Annotated in this window: 19 protein-coding genes and 1 tRNA gene; 14 read left to right on the top strand and 6 right to left on the bottom strand. The window is 55.6% G+C overall.

Annotation, left to right across the window (positions count from 1 at the left end; translation table 11 throughout):
- Positions 1–13: 13 nt before the first annotated feature.
- A complete protein-coding gene (locus AB8996_RS02855; protein WP_369297466.1) occupies positions 14–1,762 on the top strand; it encodes an NFACT family protein in 1,749 nt (582 codons plus the stop codon).
- 38 nt (positions 1,763–1,800) lie between these two features.
- Positions 1,801–3,513, top strand: coding sequence for a phosphoenolpyruvate--protein phosphotransferase (gene ptsP, locus AB8996_RS02860; protein WP_369297467.1), 1,713 nt, complete (start codon positions 1,801–1,803; stop codon positions 3,511–3,513).
- Between the two features lie 112 nt (positions 3,514–3,625).
- On the opposite strand, the gene AB8996_RS02865 is transcribed toward ptsP, so the two are convergent.
- From AB8996_RS02865 to AB8996_RS02875, 3 genes are all read right to left on the bottom strand, one after another.
- Positions 3,626–4,171: a hypothetical protein gene (locus AB8996_RS02865; protein WP_369297468.1), complete on the bottom strand. Its 546-nt coding sequence runs from the start codon at positions 4,169–4,171 to the stop codon at positions 3,626–3,628.
- 234 nt (positions 4,172–4,405) lie between these two features.
- Entirely contained in the window at positions 4,406–4,885 is a 480-nt protein-coding gene (gene ybaK, locus AB8996_RS02870) for a Cys-tRNA(Pro) deacylase (protein WP_369297469.1), read from the bottom strand.
- Positions 4,886–5,104: 219 nt separating this feature from the next.
- Positions 5,105–5,180, bottom strand: a tRNA-Ala gene (locus AB8996_RS02875).
- A gap of 309 nt (positions 5,181–5,489) precedes the next feature.
- Between AB8996_RS02875 and AB8996_RS02880 the strand changes: the two genes are divergently transcribed.
- A complete protein-coding gene (locus AB8996_RS02880) occupies positions 5,490–10,055 on the top strand; it encodes a S8 family serine peptidase (protein ID WP_369297470.1) in 4,566 nt (1,521 codons plus the stop codon).
- Between the two features lie 93 nt (positions 10,056–10,148).
- Here AB8996_RS02880 and AB8996_RS02885 read toward each other — a convergent pair whose 3' ends face one another.
- On the bottom strand, positions 10,149–11,537 hold the full coding sequence (locus AB8996_RS02885) for an MATE family efflux transporter (protein WP_369297471.1): 1,389 nt from the start codon (positions 11,535–11,537) through the stop codon (positions 10,149–10,151).
- A gap of 47 nt (positions 11,538–11,584) precedes the next feature.
- Entirely contained in the window at positions 11,585–12,619 is a 1,035-nt protein-coding gene (locus tag AB8996_RS02890; RefSeq protein ID WP_369297472.1) for an ROK family protein, read from the bottom strand.
- Positions 12,620–13,151: 532 nt separating this feature from the next.
- On the opposite strand from AB8996_RS02890, the gene ileS reads away from it, so the two are divergent.
- From ileS to AB8996_RS02905, 3 genes are all read left to right on the top strand, one after another.
- Positions 13,152–16,271: an isoleucine--tRNA ligase gene (gene ileS, locus AB8996_RS02895; RefSeq protein ID WP_369297473.1), complete on the top strand. Its 3,120-nt coding sequence runs from the start codon at positions 13,152–13,154 to the stop codon at positions 16,269–16,271.
- A gap of 160 nt (positions 16,272–16,431) precedes the next feature.
- Positions 16,432–16,992, top strand: a complete 561-nt coding sequence (locus AB8996_RS02900; RefSeq protein WP_369297474.1) for an RNA polymerase sigma factor — start codon at positions 16,432–16,434, stop codon at positions 16,990–16,992.
- Positions 16,989–18,005: a DUF4179 domain-containing protein gene (locus tag AB8996_RS02905; RefSeq protein WP_369297475.1), complete on the top strand. Its 1,017-nt coding sequence runs from the start codon at positions 16,989–16,991 to the stop codon at positions 18,003–18,005. The genes AB8996_RS02900 and AB8996_RS02905 overlap by 4 nt, the downstream gene beginning before the upstream one ends.
- A 320-nt stretch (positions 18,006–18,325) precedes the next feature.
- Here AB8996_RS02905 and AB8996_RS02910 read toward each other — a convergent pair whose 3' ends face one another.
- On the bottom strand, positions 18,326–19,369 hold the full coding sequence (locus AB8996_RS02910; RefSeq protein WP_369297476.1) for a low specificity L-threonine aldolase: 1,044 nt from the start codon (positions 19,367–19,369) through the stop codon (positions 18,326–18,328).
- A gap of 269 nt (positions 19,370–19,638) precedes the next feature.
- On the opposite strand from AB8996_RS02910, the gene AB8996_RS02915 reads away from it, so the two are divergent.
- The 8 genes from AB8996_RS02915 to uvrC form a co-directional block, all read left to right on the top strand.
- A complete protein-coding gene (locus AB8996_RS02915) occupies positions 19,639–20,007 on the top strand; it encodes a DNA-binding protein (RefSeq protein WP_369297477.1) in 369 nt (122 codons plus the stop codon).
- A 50-nt stretch (positions 20,008–20,057) separates the two neighbouring features.
- The gene (gene ffh, locus AB8996_RS02920) at positions 20,058–21,386 is read left to right on the top strand and encodes a signal recognition particle protein (RefSeq protein WP_369297478.1); all 1,329 of its coding nucleotides are present in this window, start codon (positions 20,058–20,060) and stop codon (positions 21,384–21,386) included.
- Between the two features lie 105 nt (positions 21,387–21,491).
- A complete protein-coding gene (gene rpsP / locus AB8996_RS02925; RefSeq protein WP_369297479.1) occupies positions 21,492–21,734 on the top strand; it encodes a 30S ribosomal protein S16 in 243 nt (80 codons plus the stop codon).
- Positions 21,735–21,791: 57 nt separating this feature from the next.
- Positions 21,792–22,022, top strand: coding sequence for a KH domain-containing protein (locus AB8996_RS02930; RefSeq protein ID WP_369297487.1), 231 nt, complete (start codon positions 21,792–21,794; stop codon positions 22,020–22,022).
- Positions 22,023–22,091: 69 nt separating this feature from the next.
- Positions 22,092–22,628 (top strand): ribosome maturation factor RimM, encoded by a 537-nt coding sequence (gene rimM / locus AB8996_RS02935; RefSeq protein WP_369297480.1) that lies wholly within the window; start codon positions 22,092–22,094, stop codon positions 22,626–22,628.
- Positions 22,628–23,365, top strand: coding sequence for a tRNA (guanosine(37)-N1)-methyltransferase TrmD (gene trmD / locus AB8996_RS02940; protein WP_369297481.1), 738 nt, complete (start codon positions 22,628–22,630; stop codon positions 23,363–23,365). The genes rimM and trmD overlap by 1 nt, the downstream gene beginning before the upstream one ends.
- Before the next feature lie 361 nt (positions 23,366–23,726).
- Positions 23,727–23,990 carry an HPr family phosphocarrier protein gene (locus tag AB8996_RS02945; protein WP_369297482.1) on the top strand — a complete coding sequence of 88 codons (264 nt, stop codon included), beginning with the start codon at positions 23,727–23,729 and terminating at the stop codon, positions 23,988–23,990.
- 146 nt (positions 23,991–24,136) lie between these two features.
- The coding region (gene uvrC / locus AB8996_RS02950; protein ID WP_369297483.1) for an excinuclease ABC subunit UvrC at positions 24,137–25,938 on the top strand (1,802 nt) is incomplete at its 3' end.

A 25,938-nucleotide genomic window follows, 5' to 3' on the forward strand; every position in this document is an offset into this window, starting at 1 on the left:
GAGAGGAAAGACCATGGCACTGGACGGCATCTTTTTGCGACATATCAAACAGGAATTGGAAAACGCCCTTTTGGGGGGCAGGGTGGACAAAATCCACCAGCCCAACCGGGAGGAGCTTCTGGTGGCGTTCCGCACAAGGGAGGCTGCCTATAAGGTGCTGTTTTCCGCCCGGGCAAACAGCGCCAGAGTACATCTGACCTCCATTCCTCTGGAAAATCCCCAGCAGCCGCCCATGCTGTGTATGCTGCTGCGGAAAAAGCTGCTGGGGGCAAAGCTTGTCGCCATTCGCCAGCCGGGGCTGGAGCGCCTGCTGCATTTTGATTTTGACGCCATCAGCGAGCTGGGCGACCACATCACCCTGACCCTGACCATGGAGATCATGGGGCGGTACAGCAACGTGATCCTGACAGACGGCGATGGAAAGATCATTGACGCCCTGAAACGGGTAGACGCGGAAATGTCCTCCCAGCGGCTGGTGCTGCCTGGGCTAACCTACCATCTGCCGCCGCCCCAGGAGAAGAAAAGCGTGCTGGACGCGACCTCGCAGGACGTCGTTTCCGCCCTGAAAGCCCTGCCGGGAGACGCGGAGCTTTCCAAAGCCCTGCTTTCCGTGCTGCAGGGAGTTTCTCCCATCGTGTGCCGGGAGCTTGCTTTCCAGGTGGGCAGGGGGGCAGAGCTGACCGTAAAAACCATGACGGACGAGCAGTATTTTCGGACAGGTTTCTTTTTCCAGCAATTGAAGGATACGGCGGAGACTGTATCCGGCAAGCCGTTTTCAGCCGTGAACGCCCAGCGCAAGCCCATGGATTTTTCCTTTCTGGATATCCACCAGTATGGCACGGGGGCGGTGGTCCGGCAGGAGGAGACCTTCTCCGGGCTGCTGGATAATTTCTACCGGGAACGGGACAGGCAGGAGCGTATGCGGGTGCGGGAGCAGGACCTGCTCCGGCTGCTGTCCACCCATTCCGAGCGGCTTTCCCGGAAAATCAACGCCCAGCGGGCGGAGCTGGAGCAGTGCGCCCAGCGGGACGCCCTGCGCATTGCGGGGGATTTGATCAGCGCCAATTTATACGCCCTGCCAAAAGGTGCGGAAAGCGCGGACCTGCCCAATTATTACGAGGAGGACCAGCCCCTTGTCCACATCAAGCTGGACCCGGCGCTGACCCCGTCCCAAAACGCCCAGAAATATTATAAGGAATACCGAAAATCCAAAACCGCGGAGGAAAAACTCACCGAGCAGATAGAGCTTGCCGGAAGGGAGCTGGAATATCTGGACACCGTGCTGGATGCCCTGAGCCGTGCGGAAACGGAACGGGATTTGTCCGAGATCCGCGCGGAGCTGGGAGAACAGGGATACGTCCGCGTCCTCCGGGATAAAAAGCACAAGCCCGCCGGGGTGAGCGAGCCCATGAAATTTACCGTTGCAGACGGCTTTACCGTGCTGGTGGGCAGGAACAACCGGCAGAATGACAGGCTCACCATGAAGCTTGCCAGCAATCGCGATATCTGGTTCCATGTGAAGAACATTCCCGGCTCCCACACCATTCTGGTGACAGACGGCAGGGAGCCCACCCCCAAAGCCATGGAGGAAGCGGCGGCGCTGGCGGCAGCCCACAGCAGGGCAAAGGGTTCCGCCCAGGTGCCTGTGGACTACACCCAGGTGCGGAATGTCAGCAAGCCCCAGGGCGCGAAACCCGGCATGGTGATCTATGTGAACTATAAGACGATATTTATTGACCCGTCTCAGTCTGAAACATTCTGATTTTTTACACGTTCTTGCGAAGAGAGGAGGGAAGCTCCGTGGAAAAGCTGCTGCATGGCATTGCCGCCTCGCCGGGAATCGGCGTGGGCAGGGCAAAGCTGTACCAGATGACAAAGATCAGCGCCGCGAAGCGCGAAACGCAGGACAGACCCAGTGAGCTTTCCCGCTACTACAGCGCCGCCCAGCGCTTCTGCGCCCAGCTTCGGGAAAAGGCGGAGCATATTGCCCCGGTGGCAGGGCAGGAGCAGGCAGATATCCTGCTGAGCCAGGCTGCCATGGTGCAGGACGTCTATTTTGAGGAGCAGATCAAGCAGTGCATTGCCGCGTTCCAGTCAGCGGAGGCTGCGGTGGATACCGTGTGCGCCGCTTTTATCCGCGGCTTTTCCGCGTCACAGAGCGAAATGCTCCGGCAGCGGGCGATCGACCTGCAGGACCTGCGGGACAGGCTGCTCCGCATTTTGCTTGGCTTGCCGGAAGCGGACCTTTCCAACCTGTCGCCGGAAACGGTTCTGGTGGCGGATTCCCTGCCGCCTTCCGTCATGACGGCGCTGGCTGCCCACCCGGTGTCGGGCATCGTCCTCTGCAAGGAGGGAAAAGCCTCCCACAGCGTGATCTTGGCCCGCGCCATGGAAATTCCCACCGTGGTAGGCGCGAAAAACGCCGCCGCGTGGATCTGCGACGGCGAATGGGTAGTGGTGGACGGCACAGAGGGCACGGTGCTGTTTACTCCGTCAAAGGAACAGCTCACTGCCGGGAAGACAAAACAAGCGCAGTACCGGCAGGAGAGAGAAGCCTTAAATATCTACATGCACCGCCCCGCCAAAACAGCGGACGACAAGATCATTCGCCTCACTGCCGGAGTTGGCAGCGAGCAGGAAGCCCGGGCGGCGGAAAAGTATGGCTGTGACGGTATCGGTCTGCTGCGCTCCGAATTTTTGTATTTGAACCGTCCCACCCTGCCGGGGGAGGAGGAGCAATTCCAGGCGTACCGCGGCATGGCGCAGCGCTCGGAAAAGCCCCTGATCATTCGCACGCTGGACATCGGCGGAGACAAGCTCCTGCCCGGTCTGTCCTGGGAACAGGAGCAGAACCCTTATCTGGGCTGCCGGGGCGTCCGGCTGTACCGGGAAAAAGAGGGGCTGTTCCGCACGCAGGTCCGGGCGGTCCTCCGTGCAGGGAGCTTCGGGGACGTGCGCCTGCTGCTGCCCATGGTCACCGGCGTGGAGGAGCTGCGCTGGGTGAAATCGGTGGTCAGGGAATGTGAAGAGGAGCTTCAGAGCAGGGGAGAGCCATACCGGGAGAAAATGCCCCTGGGCGTCATGGTGGAGACCGCCGCGGCGGCGCTGGTTTCCGACCTGCTGGCGGAGGAAGCTGACTTTTTCAGTATCGGGCTGAACGACCTGACCCAGTATACCCTTGCCGTGGACAGGGACAACGCCACGGTCTCCCACCTGTATTCCTATTATGACCCGTCCCTGCTCCGCTTTGTTTCCCACGTGCTCCGTCAGGGAAAGGCGGCGGATATCCCGGTCAGCATTTGCGGGCAGGCTGCCGCCGACCCGCTGTACCTGCCGCTGCTGCTGGGCTTGGGGGCGGAAGAGCTGAACGTGCAGCCCTCTTTTCTCCTGCCTGTGCGGAAGAATCTTTCCCTCTGGTCCCTGCCGGACGCGGTCAGTTTGGCAGAGCAGGCGCTCACTCTCAGAACCGAGCCGGAGGTCCGCGCCCTGCTGACTCGAAACCGCAGGGAGTAGGCAAAGCCCAATTTTAATTTTCGATAGACAAAAAATAAAACTCCAGAAAGCCGCATGACTTCTGGAGTTTTTATTTTTAGCCGGATTCTTCTGATTGGAAGAAGAATGGAACTCATTCGTTTGTAGAATCATGGCGGCGTATCTCAACTGGAATCGCTAACTTACAATTCCTATCGGTTTTATCGTCTGTGTTTTTCAAAGACGCCTCAAATAGCAAGCCGTTTGCAAATTCATTGATCTCATTGTGCGGGATCGAAATGACGATCTCCATACAATCCATGCTCATTATCTCATTGGAGAATGTGGTGATATAATGGGTCATATCCTTCCCGTCTGTGTTTGTCAGCTTCAATTTGCTGACACGACTGCGGTCAAAGAAAGCGGTGCTCATAAGGCGAAAGCGGAGCTGTGTTTCCAAGCCTGGCATTTCATTTTGACATACCCTGGATACCATGATCCCATTTTTCTCTACGACATCACAATCTATTTTACGGCTGACTGCGCCGCCGTCGAAAAGCGCTTCACCCAGGGTATCTGTGCTTATCAGGCTGTCAAGGTGATTGCCGTTGAATTGAACGAAAAATGCCGCAACAAGGCAAATCAAAATCAGAATCGCAATACACATGACTGTTATAACGATTGACTTTTTTGCTTTCATGCCATTACCTCCGGAAAGCTAATCTGTCAATAGATATATTTTACCATACTTTCCGGTTACATGGTAGTGCTATTTTATGTGTGAGAATAACAATCTGTCCTACACCTATCAAAATTACTACCCTTACGAAAAATAAAAACTCCAGAAAGCCGCATGACTTCTGGAGTTTTTATTATAACCCTGCCTAAAACAAAACACTTCGGCGCGAACTGCGGCACTTTGAAATTTATCAAGCTAATCGCTGATATCGTCCATCTCGAATAGTAGTACCTTTTTTAATTCATTTATTGTGATTTCTACTTGATAACCGATTTTACCGCCGCTGAAAATAATCGTGTCAAAATCTTGTGCAGAGCTGTCAATTACCGTTTTGAATTGTTTTTTCATTCCAATCGGCGAACACCCTCCGTGAATATAACCGGTCAATGGCAATAAATCTTTTGACTTAATCATTTCTATACTTTTTTCATTGACTGCTTTTGCTGCTTTCTTCAGATTTAAGTTTTTATTGACTGGAACTAAAAATACATAATGATCGTTACTGTTTCCTATTGTGACCAATGTCTTAAAAACCTGCCCCGGATTTTGATTTAACACATCAGCAACCTCCGTGCCGCTGATTGCAACTGTATCATAGTAATAATGGCTGAGATAATCTACTTTGTTCTGCTCCAAAATCCGCATAACATTGGTTTTTTCATTGTTCTTTTTCATCATTATAGCTCTCTTCCGAATTAGTACAAATTGAAATTGTCTGCAAGATGAATTATACCACACAAATCAATTACTTTCAATTTATCTTTTAATCAATGCTGCCATTTTTCGCAGAAGCAGCCGCAAAGCGTCTGCGCCTTGTGTGTGAACCGCAACGTTTCTCGCGCCGCCCACTTAACCAACAGAAAAAGGACTACCGAAAGGTAGTCCTTTTTCTGTTGGTGGAGATGGACGGGATCGAACCGTTGACCTCCTGAATGCCATTCAGGCGCTCTCCCAGCTGAGCTACACCCCCAGATGTGGCGCGCACCTCTCAGGTGCTTATCAATGATAGCACAGGAGCTTGCATTTTGCAAGTCTTTTTTTGAAAAAATTTGTTTTTGCCGGTTCAGGAAGATCGCTGTCCCCGTTTCCCGGGCGGGAAACGCATTGTGCGCGCTGCTCCTGCCCTGGAAAACCCACGCGGAAAACCTTTTGACATTTTCAGTGGTTTATTATATATTACTCAGTGTAGCTGGCGCCCTCAAAGGGGCTTTTGGGAAGAGCTCCGGGGGAGTGGGCGAAAGCTCTTTTGAAACGATTTTACAAAGGGAGAGGCAACGGAATGAAAAAGCGAATTTTAAGTATTACTCTAGTAGCAACGCTTCTTTTGCTGATTGTGCCGGTATCTGCTTTTGCAAAAGAGGAAAACGCAGACGCTAAAACGGTTTCGGCGTCTGCCGATGATACGTGGTCGGGATTTGAGGAATTTTCCGCAGCGGTAAGCGAACTGCTGGAAGATACCATGGAGGACGATTATATTGCCGGGATCAGCATGGAGGTAAATAAGCCGGAAATGACGGTGAACGGCGAGGTTCAGCCGGTAGTGGGGGACCGTGAGGTCGCGCCGGTCACAAAGGACGAAGAGATCCTGCTGCCGGTGCGTTCCTTGGCGGAGCAGGAAGGCGCGGAGGTGTTCTTTGACCCCCATACAAACACAGCTACCGTGCAGACTGAGGAAGGGGAGATCGCCTTTACCCCAGGGGAAGCGGAAGCGGTGGTCAGCGATGGGGAGGAGGAAGCTCTTTGCGCGATGAGCACTGAGCCGGAGCTGATCGACGGCACCATGTATGTTCCGCTGGATACTGTGGCGGGCTTTTTGGGATATGAGGCTGCCATCGAGGAAAATAAGGTGCTGCTGACAAAACCCTATCAGACAAAGCGCCTGATCGTGAAAAGCGGGGAGGAGAAGCTGGAAACTTACGGTGCGGTGAAGGAAATATCCGGCTTTAGAGACCTGCATATATTGCAGTATGAAACGGAGGCGCAGGCAAGAGCGGCGCAGGAAAAGCTGCTGCTTACGGAAGGCGTGCGGTATGCGGAGCCGGATACGGTGGTTTCCGTAGCAGAGCACAAATCATGGGGAGCGGACTATATCGGGGCAGACGCTTACTGCGACCATCTGCAGGCGAACACGGCTCTGGACGAAGTGGTCGTGGCAGTGGTGGATACAGGAGCAAACTCGAAGCATGAGTTTTTGCAGGACAGGCTCATTCCGACGGATAAAAGCTTTATCGAGGGCTGGCCCACCTCCAACGATCTGCACGGTCATGGCACCCATGTTTCCGGCATCATTGTGGACTGTACCCCATCTAACGTAAAGATCCTGCCGGTCAAGGTGCTGGATATGAATGGCTATGGCACGGAGCTTTCGGTTTATAACGGCTTGCTTTTTGCCATAGAGCAGGACTGCGACGTCATCAATATGAGTTTGGGCGGATATGGAAAGCGTGAACTGGAACAGGAGGCGGTGAAGGAGGCGGTCTCACAGGATATTTCCGTAGTGGTAGCGGCGGGAAATGAGAGCATGGACGCAGGCTTGACGTCGCCTGCACGGCTTTCGGAAGCGATCACTGTGGGCGCGCTGGATAAGAAGGGGCTTTATGCGAACTATTCCAATTATGGCGAGATCGTCGATATTTGGGCGCCCGGCAGCAATATCCTCAGCAGCGTTCCGGGAAACAAGTATACGGAAAAGAGCGGTACCTCCATGGCGGCGCCCCATGTTGCCGCGGTCGCCGCAATGCTGAAAACCTATGACAAGACCCTTGTCCCACGGCAGGTAGAAGGCATTCTGAAGGAATATGCCGTAGAGCGGGACATCGGGGAACCATATCACGACGGGACCTCCAGGGTGTTGTCCGCGGCTTCCCTGTGCGCTCTGGAAAAAGATATGATCACAGAGGCAGTAGAAACTCCTGTTGCCAGCCAGGCGGGCGGACAGTATCAGGAGGAATTGACCCTGTCGCTCACCTGCGCCACCCCGGACGCTGTGATCCGCTATACCTTGGACGGCTCCGACCCGGCTGACACGGGGATCGTTTATACGGGTCCGCTGCTTTTGCAGGGTTCTGCCTGGATCAGGATGCAGGCGTTTAAGCCCGGGTGTATGGACAGCTACAAAGCGGAGGAAATCTATTATGTTTCCCAGTATCCAGAGAGCTTTCATTACAAGGATCATACTTATTACGATACCTGGACCTATACATATCCCGATGAAAACGCGAAATGCCTGAAGGTCACATTTGACGAGGAAACCTACCTGCCGTTTCCGGCTCCGCCGGAAAGCAAGCTTCGTTCCGGCCCTTATTTTGACGCCCGGCTCTGGAAATACGGCTTGTATTTGTACGATGAGGAGAAGCAGCCGGTTTACAACGAGTTTGCCGATGTCGACCGGACCCATTTTATTCACGATGAACTGCGGGGGAAAAGCGTTATCATTCCCGGAAACAGTTTTTCCGTAAAATTGAATTTTCCCCTGACCAGCAGTGATTATGGATTTAAGATCAAAAGCGTAGAGCCGCTGTATGAAGAGCAGCTCTCCCCGCCGGAATTTGTGACTCCCAGCGGGAATTCCTATTGGCCCTGGAATGAATTTGATGACGTTATGATCATGGGTCCCTCTGAGCTTGACTACAAGGAGAACAAGACCGTCACACTGCGCAGCGCGGAGGGCGCCGATATTTACTATACGCTGGACGGCTCCATCCCCACCCGGGATTCTTTGAAGTATACCGGCCCTATCCTTTTGGACGAACCGAAAAGGATACGGGCAAAGGCGTTTAAGAGCGGATATACGGAAAGCGCGGCGGTATCGGAGACCTACTATTCCTCCAAGTACCCGGAAAGCCTGCATAGTGTGAAGAGAGAGTATTATTTCATCGACAACTGGGTTTGGGAAGCCCCGCCGAACGTGAAGTACATCGCGATCACTTTTGACGAAAAGACCTTTTTGGGCGAAGAAGGCTCTCCCTATGCGCTGGAGCTGGAGGTCTTCCCTGATGTGGAGGGCTTTTTGGGCTATGATCCCACCATTTTCTATGGGACGGAGCTGGCAGGGCAGACAATTTACATAGAGGGAAATACCTTCCAGATCAACTGCGGCGCCTATTGGCCCGAAGGGACGGATCCCGTCTACGGCTTCAAGATAGCGGATATCAGCTACTACTATGACGAGGACGATCTGATTCCCATAGAAAGCATCAAGGTTTCGGGACCCGGTACGGTATTGGTTGGGGAAGAGGGACAGATGACTGCGGAAATAACCCCTGCCAATGCGAACACAGGGTTCTTCTGGCGCAAGATGCAGCCCAGCAGCTTGATCAGGTCCGAATGCGCTGAAATCGATGAAAACGGTGTGGTCACCGGGAAAATGCCTGGCAGCGTGATCGTGCTCGCTACCTCCAAGCTTGTCAATTCCGTGCGTTCCCCCAGCAGTTACCCTGATTGGCCCAATTACTCTTATAATGGCATGTACAAGGGGGTCACGATCAGAGAAAATCCGGGTTATGCCGGAAATCCCACTCCTGCGGTCCTCACAAAAGCGCCAAAGGCGAAACCGGGGCTTACCTATACTGGAAAAGCGCAAATACTGATAGAGCCCGGGGAAGCGGAGGGCGGTACGCTTCTGTACAGCCTGAGCGAGACCGGGGAATACAGCACGCAGCTTCCCGCGGACACCGACGCCGGTCCTCACACGGTGTGGTATAAGGTACAGGGAGATGAAATGCACACAGACTTATCTCCGGCGCCTCTGACAGTGACGATCGCGAAAGCGGCTCGCCCGGAAAAGCAGCCGGAAAATGTCAGCGTATCAAACGGAACAGAGCTGCTCTCCGTTCCGCTGCCGGTCGGCTGGTCCTGGAAAGCGCCGGACGGAGAGCTCGCTGAAGGCGAGAACACAGTCACGGTAGTGTATTGGGATACAAAGAATTTCGTGCAGACGGAGTTCCCAATCACCATTACTATGGAACCCCCGCCGCACATTCACGATCTGACCAAAACGGAAGCAAAGCCCGCTTCCTGTACCGAGGAAGGAAACAGGGCATACTGGACCTGTTCAAAATGTGAAAGCATTTTCGCAGACGGGGAGGGAACGGTAGAAACCACCCTTACTCAGGTAGTTCTGGAAAAGCTGCCCCACACGCCGGGCAATTGGCAGATCATAAAGCCCGCTACTGAGACGGAAGAGGGCTTGAAGCAAAAGAAGTGCACAGTTTGCCAAAGCGTACTGAAAACGGAGCCGATCCCCTGGGAAACTTCTCCCGTAACGCCGCCCGGACCTGCCGACCCTTCTCCGTCCGTGCCGGAAAAGCTGCCATTCACCGATGTGCAGGAGCGGGCGTGGTATGAAGACGCGGTGCGCCATGTCTATTTCAACGGGCTGATGATGGGCACCTCAGAAACGCTGTTCTCCCCGTGGGACAGCACTACCCGGGGAATGATCGTAACGATCCTCTGGCGGCAGGAGAAAAAGCCGGAGGGCATTGCGGAAATGACATTTGCCGATGTGAAGCAGGGCGCTTACTGCTATGAAGCGGTGCGCTGGGCGGCGGAGCAGGAGGTCGTGCTCGGATATTCGGAAACGACCTTTGCGCCGGACGACCCGATCACCCGTCAGGATCTGGCGACGATCCTGTACCGTTATGCCGGAAGCCCGGAAACTGATGGGAGCCTTTCCGAATTTTCAGATAGGGAGCAGGCAAGCGGATATGCAGAGCGGGCTTTGTGCTGGGCTGCGGAGACAGGGGTGCTGTCCGGGAAAGGAAACGGGACCTTAGACCCCAAAGGGCGCTGCACCAGAGCGGAAGCCGCCGCTATGATTCAGAGATATTGCGAAAAGGTTGCCTGAAAACAACAATTCCGCGTTCAAACAGGAACGGACTGCCTGCCGAAGCTCGGTCAGACAGTCCGTTCCCTTTTTTATTTGTTGGGAGTTTCCCTTTTACTCAAGAGATGATTCCGGCTGTTCCTTTGCGGTTTTTTCGGGATTTTTGAACCAGTGGAGCAGGTAGATGGCAGAGGGGACCAGTCCCAGCACCCAGCCGATGGGCGCCGCCAGCCAAATGCCGATATAGCCCATGAAAAGCGGCAGCAGCACGGAAAGCCCGATTTTTGACGCCAGCTCCACAATGCTGGAAACCAGCGTGATCTTCACCTGCCCCACGCCGCGCAGGGTGGAATTGACCGCCCAGATGGAGCCCAGGGCCATAAATAAAACAGCCTGAATGCGGATCAGGGAAACAGCGGCGTTCAGTACATAGCTGTTTTCCTCCTCCATGAAGAAGCGGGCAAGGTAGGGCGCAAAAATCAGCATGATAACGGTGGAAATGATCGCCAGCCCGCAGATCAGCTGCAAGCCCTTTTTCAAGCCTTCTTTGATGCGGTCATACAGCTTTGCGCCGAAATTCTGCCCGGAGTACACAGAGAAGGAGAAAGCCAGATTGGAGAAGGAAACCGTGGCAAGCTGCTGCACCTTGCTGCCGATGGTGTAGGCGGCTACAATGTCCGCGCCGTGGGAATTGATAACGGCGGTAATGATCATATCGCCTACACAGAGAACAGCGCTCTGTACGCACATGGGCAGACCGAGGCGCAGGTATTCCTTGATAATTGCCATGTCAAATTTCCACGCCTCCCGGTCGGGGCAGAGCTTGGGATACTTTTTCAGCATATAAATGCCGCTGAGCAGGGCGGAAAGGGTCTGGGAGATCACCGTCGCCCAGGCAACGCCCGCGACCCCGGCATTCAACCCCAGCACAAACGCCAGGTCCAGCACCACGTTCAAAAGAGAGGAGAAGATCAGGAAATACAGGGGCGTTTTGGAATCGCCGATCGCCCGCAGGATCGAGGTGACGCAGTTATAGGCGGTCTGTCCAATGCAAAGCCCGCCCACGATCTGAATGTACAGCACGGACTGGTCGATGATCTCCGGCGGCGCCTGTAACAGCTGCATGAGAAGCCTTGCGCCAAACAGGGAAACCAGCCCCAGGATCGTGCCGGCGGCAGCCGTCAAATAGAAGGCGTGGGCAACCGCCTTTTTAATGACGCCCTCCTGATGGGCGCCCTCTGCCTGAGAAATGAGAACAGATACCGCGTTGGTCACGCCCTGACCCATCATCATCAGGAAAAAGGTGGTGGAAGCGGAAGCGCCTATCGCAGCCAGCGCGTCCAGACTGACGTACCTGCCCACCACCCAGGTGTCCACCATGTTGTACAGCAGCTGGAAAATGCCGCCGATCCACATGGGAATGGCGAACAGCACCAGCAGCCTGGTGGGGTTGCCCTGGGTCATGTCAATGTTTTTCTGCTTTACAGTGCCATTTCTGCTCATAAAAAATTCCTCCTGAACCAAATAGAAATTCAAAATGTGTTTTCCTGTCAGAGCTCCTGTCCCTCCGGCGTTCCATGTCCTACCGGGAAAGGAAGCTGTTCCAGCGCGATCTGCTCCAAGCCTTTTTGGTAATCCGACCAGAAATCCGTTGTCAGGGAAAATTCGGGGCAGTGTTCCTCCAGCAGCTCGGAGAGCCGTTTTTCCGCCGCCCGCAGGTGCTCCTCCTGAATGTAATCGCTGGCGACCACCAGATGGTGCGGGGCTAAAATGGTGAGATAGGGAAGAATGGTGGTAAACAGCGCGTTTATCAGCACCTCAGGCTCCTCCGGCTTCATGCGGAACCATGCAGAGCCATAGGGAAGCGGCAGCAGTTCTCCGGCAAACCGCCCTTTTCCCAAATGGAGCCGACCGTCCAGAAAAACGGCGGACCCGCCGAAGCTTCCCTGCATCAGATACAGATAGACAAGGCATTCGCCTTTTCCGATCCCGTGGCGTTTCGCGTAGCCCACGGCGGCGAGGTTCACATCATTTTCCACCTGAATGGGAATGCCCTCCTGCTGCTGAAAATCCTCCAGCGCGGCAAGGGAGAGGTATTCTGCCTGCTTGCCCCTGTTTTTGTACAGGTATTCGCCAAAACCCACGCCCGGCAGACCGATCCCCACAGCGCCCACCGGCTGCTTGATTTCCGTGAGCCGGTGGAGATATTCCAGCGTTTCTTTCTCGTTGAGACAGGCAATGGGGCGCTCCTCCTGCCAGTGAGAATTGCCGTACAGGTCCACAAGCTCCGCCCGGAAGCGGTATTCTGTTTTCACAAAACCCACGGAGAGCAGCAGACCGTACTGCCGGCAGGCATTGTAGCTGTAGACCCCGGCAGGCCTCCCGGTGGCGGGCTGCACCTTTTTCGTTTCCAGCGCTTCGCCGTTTTCCAGCAGCTGGGAGAGCAAACTTCCCATGGTGACGTTGCTGATCCCGGTAGCGGCACTGAGCTGCTGCCTGGTGGCGGTCCGCATTTGAAACAGGTGCTGCCGCACCAGATTCAGGTTGTGTTCCTTGACAAGCTCCGGTCGGTTGATGGACTCCACTGCGTCACCCTCTCTGTTATTTAGGATACTTAATTAAGACAATTAAATCATAAACCCTGTTTTGCGGTTTGTCAAGAGCCAAAATAAAATTTCTCAAATAGCGCAGGGGATCAAATTTTCTCCCGGCTATTCCGTTTTCCCCTTGACACCGCTGTTTTCGGGCTATATAATAGGGAGCAGAACCAATAGGGAAAGACTGTGACGGAGACAGGACGGGGCGCAGGAAAGCTTCAGAGAGCCGGCGGGCGGAGAGATTCGCCGTGGTGCGAGCCGGTGCGAGTAGCTGCGAAAAAAGGGCGAAAAGAATTTGCTTTTCCCGTTATCCCTCCCAAGTTGCAAGCTGAAAGGCGGTCTTTTGACCGCTCAGTAGGGGAAGCCGGCGCCCCGCCGTTATCGGGGCGGCATTCAGTGGGCGCGTTTCGCCCCGGGTGATGAACCGAAATGGGTGGTACAGCAAAGCGGAGCTTTGTCCCGGCGGGGCAGGGCTTTTTCTTTTGTCCGATTTCGGAAAATTTGAGAAAGGCGGCAGCATATGAGCAAGTACAAAGAGGTCTCCACCAACTTGAATTTTGTGGAGCGGGAGCGGGAAACGGAAAAATTCTGGCAGGAAAATCACATCTTTGAAAAGAGCATGGAGAACCGTAAGGGAGATTCCTCCTATGTGTTCTATGACGGTCCTCCCACCGCCAACGGCAGACCCCACATCGGTCATCTGCAAACCAGGGCGTTCAAGGATTTGTTCCCCCGGTTCCAGACCATGAAGGGGAACCTGGTGCCCCGCAAAGCCGGCTGGGATACCCACGGGCTCCCGGTGGAGCTGGGCGTGGAAAAGCTTTTGGGCATCAACGGCAAGGAACAGATAGAAAGCTACGGCATTGCCCCGTTCATCGAGAAATGCAAGGAAAGCGTGTGGGAATACAAGGGCATGTGGGAGGATTTTTCCAAATCCGTCGGCTTCTGGGCGGATATGGACGACCCCTACGTCACCTATGACAACAGCTTTATCGAATCCGAATGGTGGGCATTAAAGCAAATTTGGGAAAGAGGGCTGCTCTATAAGGGCTTCAAGATCGTGCCCTACTGCCCCCGCTGCGGCACGCCCCTGTCCTCCCATGAGGTGGCGCAGGGCTATAAAGACGTAAAAGAGCGCTCCGCCGTGGCAAAGTTCAAGGTAAAGGGCGAGGACGCTTTCATTCTGGCGTGGACCACCACCCCCTGGACGCTGCCCTCCAACGTGGCGCTGTGCGTCAACGCCGGGGAAGACTATGTCAAGGTTTCCGCAAAGGGGGAAACCTACTATCTTGCCAGGGCTCTGTGCGACACTGTGTTGGGCGAGGGCGAGTACGAAATTTTGCAGGAATATAAGGGCGCTGAGCTGGAACACAAGGAATACGAGCCGCTGTTCGATTTTGTCAGCCCCAAGGAAAAATGCTGGTACGTGGTCTGCGACGATTACGTTACCCTGACCGACGGCACGGGCATCGTCCATATCGCCCCGGCGTTCGGCGAGGACGACGCCAAGGTGGGCAGGAAGTACGACCTGCCGCTGGTGCAGCTGGTGGACGGCAAGGGCTGCATGACCGAAGAAACCAAATGGGCTGGCACCTTCTGCAAGGACGCTGACAAGCTGATCTTGCAGGACCTAGAGGACAGGGGGCTGCTGTTCTCCGCCCCGAAGTTCGAGCACAGCTATCCTTTCTGCTGGCGCTGCGACACGCCGCTGATCTACTATGCCAGAGAATCCTGGTACATCAAAATGACCGATGTGAAGGAGGAGCTGATCGCCAATAATAACACCGTCAACTGGCTGCCGGAAAGCATCGGCAAGGGGCGGTTCGGCGACTGGCTGGAAAATCTGCAGGATTGGGCGGTCAGCCGCAACCGTTACTGGGGCACGCCCCTGAATATCTGGGAATGCGAATGCGGGCACCGCCACGCCATCGGCAGCATTGCGGAGCTGAAAGAAATGTCTCCCAACTGCCCGGAGGATATCGAGCTGCACCGCCCCTATGTGGACGAGGTGACCATCACCTGCCCCCACTGCGGCAAGCAGATGCACCGGGTGCCGGAGGTCATCGACTGCTGGTTCGATTCCGGCTCCATGCCCTTCGCCCAGCACCATTATCCCTTTGAGAACAGGGAACTGTTCGAGCAGCAGTTCCCGGCGGATTTCATTTCGGAAGCCGTGGACCAGACCCGCGGGTGGTTCTATTCGCTGCTGGCGATTTCCACGCTGCTGTTCCACAAAGCTCCGTATAAAAACGTTCTGGTACAGGGGCTGGTGCAGGACGAGAACGGGCAGAAGATGAGCAAATCCAAGGGCAACGCCGTGGAGCCCATCGAAGCCCTGAACAAATTCGGCGCGGATTCCCTGCGCTGGTACTTCTACACCAATTCCGCCCCCTGGCTGCCCAGCCGTTTTCATGAGAAAGCGGTGGTGGAGGGGCAGAAGAAATTCTTCTCCACTTTGTGGAACACCTATGCATTTTTTGTGCTCTATGCCAATATCGACGAATTTGACCCGACGAAATACGACCTGAACGCCTGCAAGCTCACGGTGATGGACCGCTGGCTGCTGTCCCGGCTGAATACCGCTGTCCGCGGTGTGGACCAGAATCTGTCCGCCTATGCTGTGCCGGAAGCTGCCCGCGTGCTGCAGGATTTTGTAGACGAGCTGAGCAACTGGTACGTCCGCCGCAGCCGGGAGCGCTTCTGGGTGCAGGGCGAGACGGAGGACAAAACCGCCGCGTACATGACGCTGTATACCGCCCTTGTCACCACGGCAAAGCTTGCCGCTCCCATGGCGCCTTTCATGAGCGAGGAAATCTACCGCAATCTGGTGTGCTCCGTGGATAAAAATGCCCCGGAAAGCGTACATCTCTGCGATTTCCCCGTATGTGAGGAGAGCTGGGTAGACGAAAAGCTGGAAGCCGATATGGACGAGGTGCTGAAGGTAGTGGTGCTGGGGCGCGCCGCCAGGAATCTGTCCAACCGAAAGAACCGCCAGCCCCTGCAGACCCTGTATACCGACGCCGACGCAAATTTGGGCGAGCTGTATCAGGATATCATTCGTCAGGAGCTGAACGTGAAAGAGCTGCGCTTCCTCACCGATATGTCCGATTTTATTTCCTATACCTTCAAGCCCCAGCTCCGTCTGCTGGGTCAAAAATACGGCAAGCAGATCGGCGAGATTCGCAACGCCTTACAGCAGCTGGACGGCGGGGCAGCCAAAAAGGAGCTGGACGAAACAGGCGCTTTGCAGCTGACCCTTTCCGGCGGCGAGATCAGCCTGACCGGGGAGGAGCTGCTCATCGAGACCGCTCAAAAGGAGGGCTTTACCTCCATGTCCGACAGGGGGCTGACCGTGGTGCTGGATACCACCCTGACCGACGGGCTCATCGAAGAGGGCTTTGTCCGGGAGATCGTCAGCAAGCTCCAATCCATGCGGAAGGACGCGGGCTTTGTGGTCACCGACCACATCGAGGTCTACCAGGACGGCAATAAGAAGATCGCCGAAGTGCTCCACAGGAACGAAAGCGCCATTTTGGGCGATGTGCTGGGCGAAAGCTGCCATTACAATGAACTTTCCGGCTATACCGCCGAGTGGGACGTAAACGGCGAAAAGACCTCCTTCGGCGTAAAAAAAGTGTAAGCTTCCAAAGAAAAAACCATCGGGCTGTTTTGAAAAGCTCCCCGGCAGGAAAAATCTTCCCGCCGGGGAGCTTTTGCCGCTTCAGTGAAACCAATTTGCTTTTTTGTTGTCTATAGAGGTGAAAGGCCTTTTATATTGCAGGGGAAAGGAGGGAAAAACCATGACGGATCAGGAAATCATTTCCTTGTACCGGCAGCGCAGGGAAGACGCCATAGCGGCCACGGAAGAAAAATACGGCAGCTACTGCTATGCCATTGCGTACCACATTCTGCGCAATGAAGGCGAAGCAAAAGAATGCGTCAACGACGGGTATCTGGCTTTGTGGCAGGCGATCCCGCCGGGCTGCCCGGAGCATCTGAAGGCGTTCCTCGGCAAAACGGTTCGGAACCTGGCTTTGAACCGGGAGAAGCTTTCCCGCCGGAAAAAGCGGGGCGGCGGACAGGCGGAGCTTCTGCTTTCCGAGCTGGAGGAAAGCATTCCCGCCGTGGTAAGCGTAGAGCAGGGGGCGGAGGACCGTGTGATCGTGCAGTGCCTGGAAAAATTCCTGTATGCCCAGCCCGAAGAAAAGCGCATGGTGTTCCTGCGCAGGTACTGGTATGCGGATTCCCTTCGGGAGATCGCCCGGGCGTACCGTATGAGCGAAGGAAAGGTAAAGTCCATGCTGTTTCGCATGAGAGAAGAATTGCGTGACACTCTCACAAAGGAAGGAGTAGAGCTATGAACGAAGAGATCAGGAAACGGAAAAGTGAAAAACTGCTGCGCGCCATGGGAGAAATAAACGACAGCCTGGTTTTGTCCTGCGCGCAGGAGAAGGAACCGAAAGTGCGCAGGCATAAGCCCCGCTGGGTCGTGGCGACTGTGGCGGCTGTGCTGGTGCTGGGTCTGGTGATTGGCGCCGGAGCCGCCGGCGGGGCGATCCCCGGGCTGACCGATCTGTTTTCCCCGGCCTTTTACGAATATCCGGAAGGAGCCGGACCTGAGCTGGAACTGCTGGAACAGCTGGGTCAGCCGGTGGGAGTCCGTGTGGAGGAGCAGGGGGTTGACGTCACGGTGAAATCCTTTTTGCGGGACCGCTACACCTGCGTTGCAGTGCTCAGCGTCCACAAAAAAGGGCTGGAGGGCAACGAGCTGAGTTTTGACTGGAACCGGCTGGAAATAGGCGGTTCCCGGGTCTTAGAAGGCGGCAGCGCTGCAGTAGGAAACATGACTCCCGGAGACGATGCGCTGGAGTATGTGATAACCTGGCAGGAAAAGGAGCCGATCCCTACAGGGAAGATGGAAATTACCCTGGAAAACCTGCGGCTGAATATCCACAGACCATTCCGGGAAAAAGCCATACAGGGAGCCTGGAAGCTGGCTTTTGAAGTGGAAACGCAGGACCTGTCCCGCAGCCTGCCTGCCGGGCAGCACCCGACGATCGAAGGGGTAGAGGCTGTTTTGGAAGAGATCACGCTTTCCCCCTTATCTCTGGCGGTAAAGTACACTGTGGGAGAGGGAGTGGAGGTGTCGCGCCGGGAACTCCCGGAATTTGTCATCACCTTGAAGGACGGTACGAGGCTTTTCCATCTCTGGGATCACCCGGAAGAAGACGGTTCACTTTCAACCGCGCTTGGAATTTCGGAGCCAAACGGCGATGGCTTTCAGTGCTTTTACACAGCGGTATTCAACTGGCTGGTGCCCCTGGAGGAGATAGAGTCTTTCACCATCGAGGGAGAGACCATTCCCCTGGAATAGCGGGAAAAGGAGCGAATAGAAATTAGTAATGAGGAATTAGCAATGAGGAATGAAAAGCGGGAGACCCAGTGCCCTAAATTGGAGCTTAGCGGGGTGCCCTTGTATCTCCCCTTTCAGAGGAGGTTAAGGGCAAAGGCAGACTTTCGGTCGGGACATATACTGACGAAAACCGCCCGCTATCTTCCCGTCTTGCCCGCGGGGGCACCCCGCTAAACTTTCATTTATCGCCCTTATCCAGCATCCAGTATCCAGTGTCCAGAATCTAAAACAGGAGCCGCCGCAAAATGCTGCATTTTGCGGCGGTTTCTGTTTGCTATCCTTTACCGTGTGACACGGATATCCCGAATCAGTGCTTCCACGCTTTCCTCTGTGGTCGCCCAGCTGGTGCAGATACGCACAGCGGTGTGGGTATCGTCCGTCTTTTCCCAGAAGGAAAAGCAGTATTTTTCCTGAAGCTTCCCTAAAATTTCGTCCGGGAAGATGAAAAAGCGCTGGTTGGTGGGGGAGGGCGCGTATTCCGGGAAGCCCGCTTCCCGGCAGGCAGCGGATATCTTTTCTGCCAGCTCGTTCGCCTTGCGGCAGATAGTTTCATACAGACCGTCCGTGAACAGCGTTTCAAACTGGATTCCCAGCAGCCGCCCCTTTGCCAGCATTCCGCCGTTCTGCTTGATGGCGTAGCGGAAGTCGCGGTCAAGCTCCGGGTTGGTGATGACCGCCGCCTCGCCGAACAGCGCGCCGCATTTTGTGCCGCCGATGGTGAACACGTCGCAGCAGTCCGCCATGTCCCTGAGCGTGAAATCGGCGCTTTGCGAAGTCAGCCCATAGCCCATTCTGGCGCCGTCCGCAAAGAGATACAGCCCCCATTTGTCACAGACGACGTGCAGACTTTTCAGCTCCTCCCGGCTGTACAGCGCCCCGTTTTCCGTGGGCTGGGAAATGTACACCATTTTCGGCTGCACCATGTGCTCCGTGGGGACGCCGTCGCTGTAATGTCCGGCGCAGAGGGCGTCTACCTGAGCGGCGGTCAGCTTGCCCTCCGCGCCGCAGGGAACTGCCAGGACCTTGTGCCCGGTGGCTTCCACCGCCCCGGTCTCGTGGACGTTGATATGCCCGGTCGCCGGGGAGATGACCCCCTGATGGGGGCGCAGCGCCGCCCGGATCACCGTGAAATTCACCTGCGTGCCGCCCACCAGAAAATGCACCCCGGCAGTTGTTGCGCCGCAGGCAGTGCGGATCAGCTCCCTGGCGCGCTCGCAGTGGATATCCTCACCATAGCCCGGCGTCTGCTCCAGATTGGTGTCGGTCATCGCCCGCAGGATAGCGGGGTGCCCGCCCTCGTTATAGTCGCAGTTAAAATAGATCATGGAAAAGCTCCCTTTCACTTCAATTTTTCTATTTTATCATAAAAAAAGCGCAAATGCGCCAACTACGATAATCGCTTTGCGATTATTTTATCACGAATTTTCCAAAAAAGAAAGAGAGCAGGCAAAAGCTGTCTTCTTATAGGTTTCCATAATTTTTTTCACTTCCCTGTTGACAAACACTGTGGAGGAGTGTATAATGCAAAGCGTTGTAAAGAAAAACGCTTTACAGAAGAATATATATAACTCGCACCTGAAACGGGGGAAGGGCAATGGCAAAGGATTTGAAGGTATCGTATTTACTGGATTTTTACGGCGATATGCTGACTGCCCCCCAACGGGAAATGGTAGAAGCCTACTACAATGAGGACCTGTCCCTGGGCGAGATCGCGCTGGACAGGGACATCACCCGGCAGGGCGTGCGGGACGCCGTCAAGCGGGCGGAGCAGCAGCTGTTTGAAATGGAAGAACGGCTGGGGCTGGCGCGCCGGTTCCAGCATGTGCAGGAAGCCCTTACCACGATTTGCGACTGTGCCCTGAACATTCAGGAGCTGAACCAGCAAAACGGCGCTGTCGCCGAGATCGACGAAAACACCGCGCGGATCCTCGCGCAGGCGCAGGAGATCGCGGACGAGGAATAAACGGCATTTTGTCTTTATGTTATAAAAAGCAGGAAAAGGAGGACGCCGCCGTGGCATTTGAAGGACTGGCAGATAAGCTCAGCAATTCCTTTAAGAAATTGAGAAGCAAGGGCAAGCTGACGGAAGCCGATGTAAAGGAAGCCATGCGGGAAGTGCGCCTTGCCCTGTTGGAGGCTGACGTCAACTACCGGGTGGCGAAGGATTTCACCGCTAAAGTAACGGAACGCGCCGTGGGCGCGGAGGTCATGGAAAGCCTGACCCCGGCTCAGATGGTGGTCAAGATCGTCAATGAGGAGCTGACCTCCCTGATGGGCGGCAGCGAAGAACGCCTGAAAAGCCCGGCGCACCCGCCTGCGGTCATTCTGATGTGCGGTCTGCAGGGCGCCGGCAAAACCACCCATGCAGCCAAGCTTGCCCACACCCTGAAGGGACAGGGGCACCGCCCGCTGCTGGTCGCCGGGGATATTTACCGCCCTGCCGCCATCAAGCAGCTGCAGGTCATGGCGGAAAAAGCGGAGACCCCCGTGTTTGAAAGGGGAACACAGGACCCCGTCCTCACCGTGCAGGAAGCCATCAGGCACGCCAGAGACTACGGCAACGACTACGTGATCGTGGATACTGCCGGACGCCTGCAAATAGACGAAGAGCTCATGGACGAGCTGCGGCGCATCAAGGAAGCAGTGAACCCCACCGACATTCTGCTGGTGGTGGATTCCATGACAGGTCAGGAAGCCGTCAATGTGGCAAAGTCCTTTGACGACCTGCTGGACATCACAGGCGTGATCCTCACCAAGCTGGACGGCGATACCCGCGGCGGCGCGGCGCTGTCTGTCAAGGCGGTGACGGGAAAGCCCATCAAGTTCGCCGGAACAGGCGAGAAGCTGTCCGACTTTGAGGTGTTCCACCCTGACCGCATGGCGAGCCGCATTTTGGGCATGGGCGACGTGCTGACCCTCATTGAGGACGCCCAGGCAAAGCTGGACGAAAAGGCAGCCGCCAAAACAGCAGAGCGGCTGATGCACAATAAGCTGGACTTCAACGATATGCTGGAGCAGTTCCAGCAGGTGAAGAAGATGGGCCCCATCAAGGGGATACTTTCCAAGCTCCCCGGCATGGGAAACAAGCTGGACGATGTGGATATCGACGACCGTATCATGGACAGGACGGCGGCGATCATTCTTTCCATGACCCCCTTTGAACGCTCCCACCCCGATTCCCTGGACGCTTCCCGGAAGCGCCGGATCGCCGCGGGCTGCGGGCAGAAGGTGGAGGACGTGAACCGGCTTATAAACCAGTTCCGCCAGACCCAGAAACTGATGAAGCAGTTCGGCGGCAAGGGAAAAAGGCGCCGCATGCCGCCGATGAACATGCCCTTCTAGCTTTCATTTTGTAGATGTAAGAATGCGTCTTTTCGCAGTCTTTCTCTAAAATACATTGTTTACTGTCCGGCGGACAGCCGGAGAAATCAACAGGAGGAAAGAAACATGGCAGTAAAAATCAGATTGAGAAGAATGGGTGCAAAGAAGTCTCCTTTCTACCGTATCGTGGTGGCGGATTCCCGCTTCCCCAGAGACGGTCGTTTCATTGAGGAGATCGGCTACTACAACCCCATGGAAGAGCCCAGCGTGGTCAAGGTAGACCCCGAGAAGGCAAAGAAATGGATGGAAAACGGCGCTCAGCCCACCGATACCGTCAAGGCTCTGTTTAAGAAGCACGGCGTTATCTGAAAAGTGCAACCCCATCACAGCTTCATTGAGACAGGAAAGGAATGAATTGCAATGAATCTGCAGGAATTGCTGAAAGTGATCGCTTCCGGGCTGGTGGAAAAGCCCGAGGAGGTCACAGTGACCTCGGAGGAATCCGAAAGCGGTGCAACGGTGTACCATCTTCACGTGGCAGAGGACGACATGGGCCGTGTGATCGGCAAGCAGGGCAGGATTGCCAAGGCGATCCGCGTTGTCATGCGCTCCGCAGCCACCCGGGAAGACAAAAAGATCATGGTCGAGATCGACTGAGCAAAGCAAGGGCGTCGTCCTGTTGGACAAGCCCTTTTTTGTTTGGGATCTGGAAAGGAGGCGGCGGTCATGGAAAGGAAACCCTTAAAGCAGTACCTGGAGGCAGGAAGGATCGTCAAAAGCCACGGCGTCCGGGGAGAGCTGGTGCTGGAGCCCTGGGCGGATTCGGCGGAGTTTTTGAAGAAATTCCGGCGCTTCTGGTTCGACGAGGGCAGAACCGACGCCGGGCTGGAAAGCTCCCGGGTCCATCAGGGCAGGCTGCTGCTGACGCTTTCCGGGATCGATACGGTGGAAAAAGCGGAGGCGCTGCGCGGTAAGGTACTGTACCTGAGCCGGGAGGACGCCCATTTGCAGCCGGGCGCCTGCTTTTTGCAGGACCTGCTGGGGCTTGCCGCCATTGACGGGAAAACCGGGAAGGTCTACGGCACGGTGGAGGAGATCATTCCCACCGGGGCAAACGATGTGTACCGTATCGTGGGGGAAAACGGGCAGGACTATCTCTTTCCCGCCGTGCCCCACATGATACAGCGTATCGCCCCGGAGGAGGGGGTCATTGAGCTGCTGCCTATTCCCGGCATTTTTGACGGCGGGGAGGTGGAAGCCTGATGCGTGTGGATATTTTTACCCTGTTCCCGGAACTGTTCCCTCCCGTGCTGGGGACGAGCATTGTAGGCAGGGCGAGAAAAAAGGGCGTTTTGCAGATCTGCTGCCACCAGCTGCGGGATTTTTCCCTCAATGAGCGCAACCATAAGGTAGACGATACCGTGTTCGGCGGGGGAAAGGGAATGCTGCTTGCGGCGGAGCCTTTCGCCCGCGGCATTGACGCCCTGACAGAACATTTGGGAAAGCGCCCGCATATCATTTATATGTCACCCAGGGGGAAGGTGCTGTCCCAGCCCATGGCGCGGCGGCTGGCACAGGAGGAAAGCCTTGCCGTCCTCTGCGGGCATTATGAGGGTGTGGACGAAAGGCTGTTGGAAGAATATGGCGCCGAAGAAATTTCCATTGGCGATTATGTCCTTACCGGCGGAGAACTGCCCGCCATGATCCTGACGGACGCCGTCAGCAGAATGCTGCCCGGCGTGCTTGCCGGCGAGGAATGCTTCACGGAGGAAAGCCACTTTTCCGGGCTGCTGGAATACCCCCAGTACACCCGCCCGGAGGTCTGGCGGGGGAGAGAAGTACCGGCTGTGCTTTTAAGCGGCCATCATGAGAACGTCCGCCGCTGGCGGCGGGAAAGCTCCCTGCTCGTTACGGCGAGGAACCGCCCCGACCTGCTGGAACAGGCGGAACTGACCGAGGAGGACAGGAGATTTTTGGAGACCGGGAAAAAATTTCCTTAAAATTCCCGTTTTTGTATAAGCGGGAAGAAACTGACCTATGCTATCTTTGGTCACGCGCCTGCCGCCACCACTGCATATGGCGGTACACAAAAAGTTTTCAACAACCTAAGCAAATTGCACAAAGCGGCAGCTTGAAAATTTTTTGGGTCTGTTCAGGAATCCAAAATTCGGGAAATTGTGTTGACGGCGGCGAAATCTATGATATAATAGCGATAAAGCTGTGGTTTGCGCTGGTGTTGTGCCATTGGAAATGGCTTCACGGGCGTCTGCCGCAAATATCATCATATTTTATCGTTTCTCAGGCTGTTTCACATGGTCTGAAAGTTGAATCCTTGCAAATCTTGTAGGAGAGTGAATTAGAATGTGCGCAAAGGAAGTACTCGTTCAGAATCAGGTAGGTCTTCACGCCCGCCCCGCCACCTTTTTTATTCAAAAGGCGAATGAGTTCAAGTCCTCTATCTGGGTGGAGAAAGAGGAGAGGAGAGTCAACGCCAAGAGCCTGCTGGGCGTTCTGTCCCTGGGCATTGTCGGCGGCGTGACCATTCGTGTGATCGCCGATGGTCCCGATGAGCAGGAAGCCGTGGATTCTCTGGTGGATCTGGTCAATTCCGGGTTTGCTGAGTAAGCCTTCAGCGGCGAACGGCATAATTTTCCTTGTGAAATGAAAGGTGCGCTGGAGGAAACAAAGTTAGTTTTCAAAAGACGCTGCAAAAGCCCGGCGGAAGGAATTTCGCCGGGCTTTGTCATTATTTGAAAAAAGGGGGCGGTATCATGGAGCAGGACGAGAAAAAGCGGGAGCTTCGGCAAAAAGCCATGAAGCTGCCCCTGTCTCCCGGCGTGTACATCATGCACAACAAGGCGGGGGAGATCATCTATATCGGCAAGGCAAAGGCGCTGAAGAACCGGGTGAGCCAGTATTTCGGCTCGGATAAGAACCATGAGGAAAAAGTGCGCCGCATGGTGTCCAATGTGGACTGGTTCGAGTACATCGTGACCGACAGCGAGTTTGAAGCCCTGGTGCTGGAAAGCAGCCTTATTAAGCAGAACCAGCCCAAGTACAATATTTTGCTGAAGGACGACAAGGGCTACAGCTATATCCGTATCAGCGGTGGTCCGTGGCCCAGGATCAGCGAAGCGAAGAAAATCGAAAACGATGGCGCCAAATATATCGGACCGTATATGAGCTTCTGGTCCATTCGCCAGACCATCGATTCCGCCCAGAAAATTTTCCGGCTGCCCTCCTGCAATCGGAAATTCCCGCAGGATTTTGGCAAGGGCAGACCATGCCTGAACTATTATATTAAGCAGTGCTGCGCCCCCTGCCGCGGGAGGGTAAGCGAGCAGGAGTATAACGAAGCCTTTCAGGAGGCGCTGGACTTCATCAAAGGCGGCAGCACCACCTCCGTGAAGGCGCTGACGGCAAAAATGGAGGAAGCCGCCCAGAATATGGAATTTGAGCTTGCCGCCCGGCTGCGGGACAGGATCGCCGCCATCAATAAAATGAAGGAGCGGCAAAAGGTGGTGGCAAGCCGCTTTCAGGAGCAGGACGTGTTCGCTTTGGCGCAGGGGGATACCCACACTGCCTTTGAGGTGTTCCGCTTTACCGGCGGAAAGCTCAGCGACCGGGACAGCTTCCTCACCGAGGGCTGCCAGCCCGACGCCGAAGCCCGCTCGGAATTTCTGCGGCAGTATTATGCCATTCGCGACAGGATACCCCCTCTCATCGCGGTGGACGGTCCTGTGGAGGACGAGGAACTGATCGTCCGCTGGCTGGAAGAGAAGCGGGGGAAATCCGTGAAGCTCATGGTCCCCCAGCGCGGCGAGCAGCACCAGCTTGTGCAGATGTGCCGCAGCAACGCGGCGGAAAGCATCGCCCGGCAGAGCGGCACCTCCGGCAGGGACGCTTCCGCGCTGGACGAGCTGCGGCGGCTGCTGGGACTGGAAAAGGCCCCAGCGTATATCGAGTCCTACGATATTTCCAACCAGCAGGGCGCGGACAACGTGGCGGGCATGGTGGTGTTTGAAAACGGGAGACCGCTGAAGTCCGCCTACCGCAAGTTCAAGATCAAAACCGTATCCGGGCAGGACGACTACGGCTCTATGCGGGAAGTTATCCGCCGTCGTTTTGAAGAATATCAATCCTGCCGGAAGGAGGGCGTCACCGACGGGTTCGGTCGACTGCCGGACCTGATCCTGCTGGACGGCGGCAAGGGCCATGTGGCGGCGGTGCAGCCTGTTCTGGACGAAATGGGTGTGGAGGTGCCGCTGTTCGGCATGGTGAAGGACGACAAGCACCGCACCAGAGCCATTGCCCTTTCCGGCGGCGAAATTGCCATCAGTTCCACCCGCCGGGCATTCACGCTGGTGTCTTCCATTCAGGACGAGGTGCATCGCTTCGCCATCGGCTACCACCGGCAGCAGCGGAAAAAGTCCTCTATTTCCTCCACCCTTACCTCCATTGAGGGGATCGGGGAAACCCGGGCGAAAGCGCTGATGAAGCATTTCCAGACCGTCACCGTCATGCCCGGAGCCTCCTCCAATTCTTTCAGGTCGGCTTCGCTGATGGCGGTGAC

Source organism: uncultured Neglectibacter sp. (assembly GCA_937958185.1).
Lineage (GTDB): Bacteria > Bacillota > Clostridia > Oscillospirales > Acutalibacteraceae > Acutalibacter.

Coding starts and splice junctions, on each gene's coding strand:
- AB8996_RS02855 (WP_369297466.1), top strand. CDS start 14: ATGGCACTGGACGGCATCTTTTTGCGACATATCAAACAGGAATTGGAA.
- AB8996_RS02865 (WP_369297468.1), bottom strand. CDS start 4,171: ATGAAAGCAAAAAAGTCAATCGTTATAACAGTCATGTGTATTGCGATT.
- ybaK (WP_369297469.1), bottom strand. CDS start 4,885: ATGAAAAAGAACAATGAAAAAACCAATGTTATGCGGATTTTGGAGCAG.
- AB8996_RS02880 (WP_369297470.1), top strand. CDS start 5,490: ATGAAAAAGCGAATTTTAAGTATTACTCTAGTAGCAACGCTTCTTTTG.
- AB8996_RS02885 (WP_369297471.1), bottom strand. CDS start 11,537: ATGAGCAGAAATGGCACTGTAAAGCAGAAAAACATTGACATGACCCAG.
- ileS (WP_369297473.1), top strand. CDS start 13,152: ATGAGCAAGTACAAAGAGGTCTCCACCAACTTGAATTTTGTGGAGCGG.
- AB8996_RS02900 (WP_369297474.1), top strand. CDS start 16,432: ATGACGGATCAGGAAATCATTTCCTTGTACCGGCAGCGCAGGGAAGAC.
- AB8996_RS02905 (WP_369297475.1), top strand. CDS start 16,989: ATGAACGAAGAGATCAGGAAACGGAAAAGTGAAAAACTGCTGCGCGCC.
- AB8996_RS02910 (WP_369297476.1), bottom strand. CDS start 19,369: ATGATCTATTTTAACTGCGACTATAACGAGGGCGGGCACCCCGCTATC.
- AB8996_RS02915 (WP_369297477.1), top strand. CDS start 19,639: ATGGCAAAGGATTTGAAGGTATCGTATTTACTGGATTTTTACGGCGAT.
- rpsP (WP_369297479.1), top strand. CDS start 21,492: ATGGCAGTAAAAATCAGATTGAGAAGAATGGGTGCAAAGAAGTCTCCT.
- rimM (WP_369297480.1), top strand. CDS start 22,092: ATGGAAAGGAAACCCTTAAAGCAGTACCTGGAGGCAGGAAGGATCGTC.
- trmD (WP_369297481.1), top strand. CDS start 22,628: ATGCGTGTGGATATTTTTACCCTGTTCCCGGAACTGTTCCCTCCCGTG.
- AB8996_RS02945 (WP_369297482.1), top strand. CDS start 23,727: ATGTGCGCAAAGGAAGTACTCGTTCAGAATCAGGTAGGTCTTCACGCC.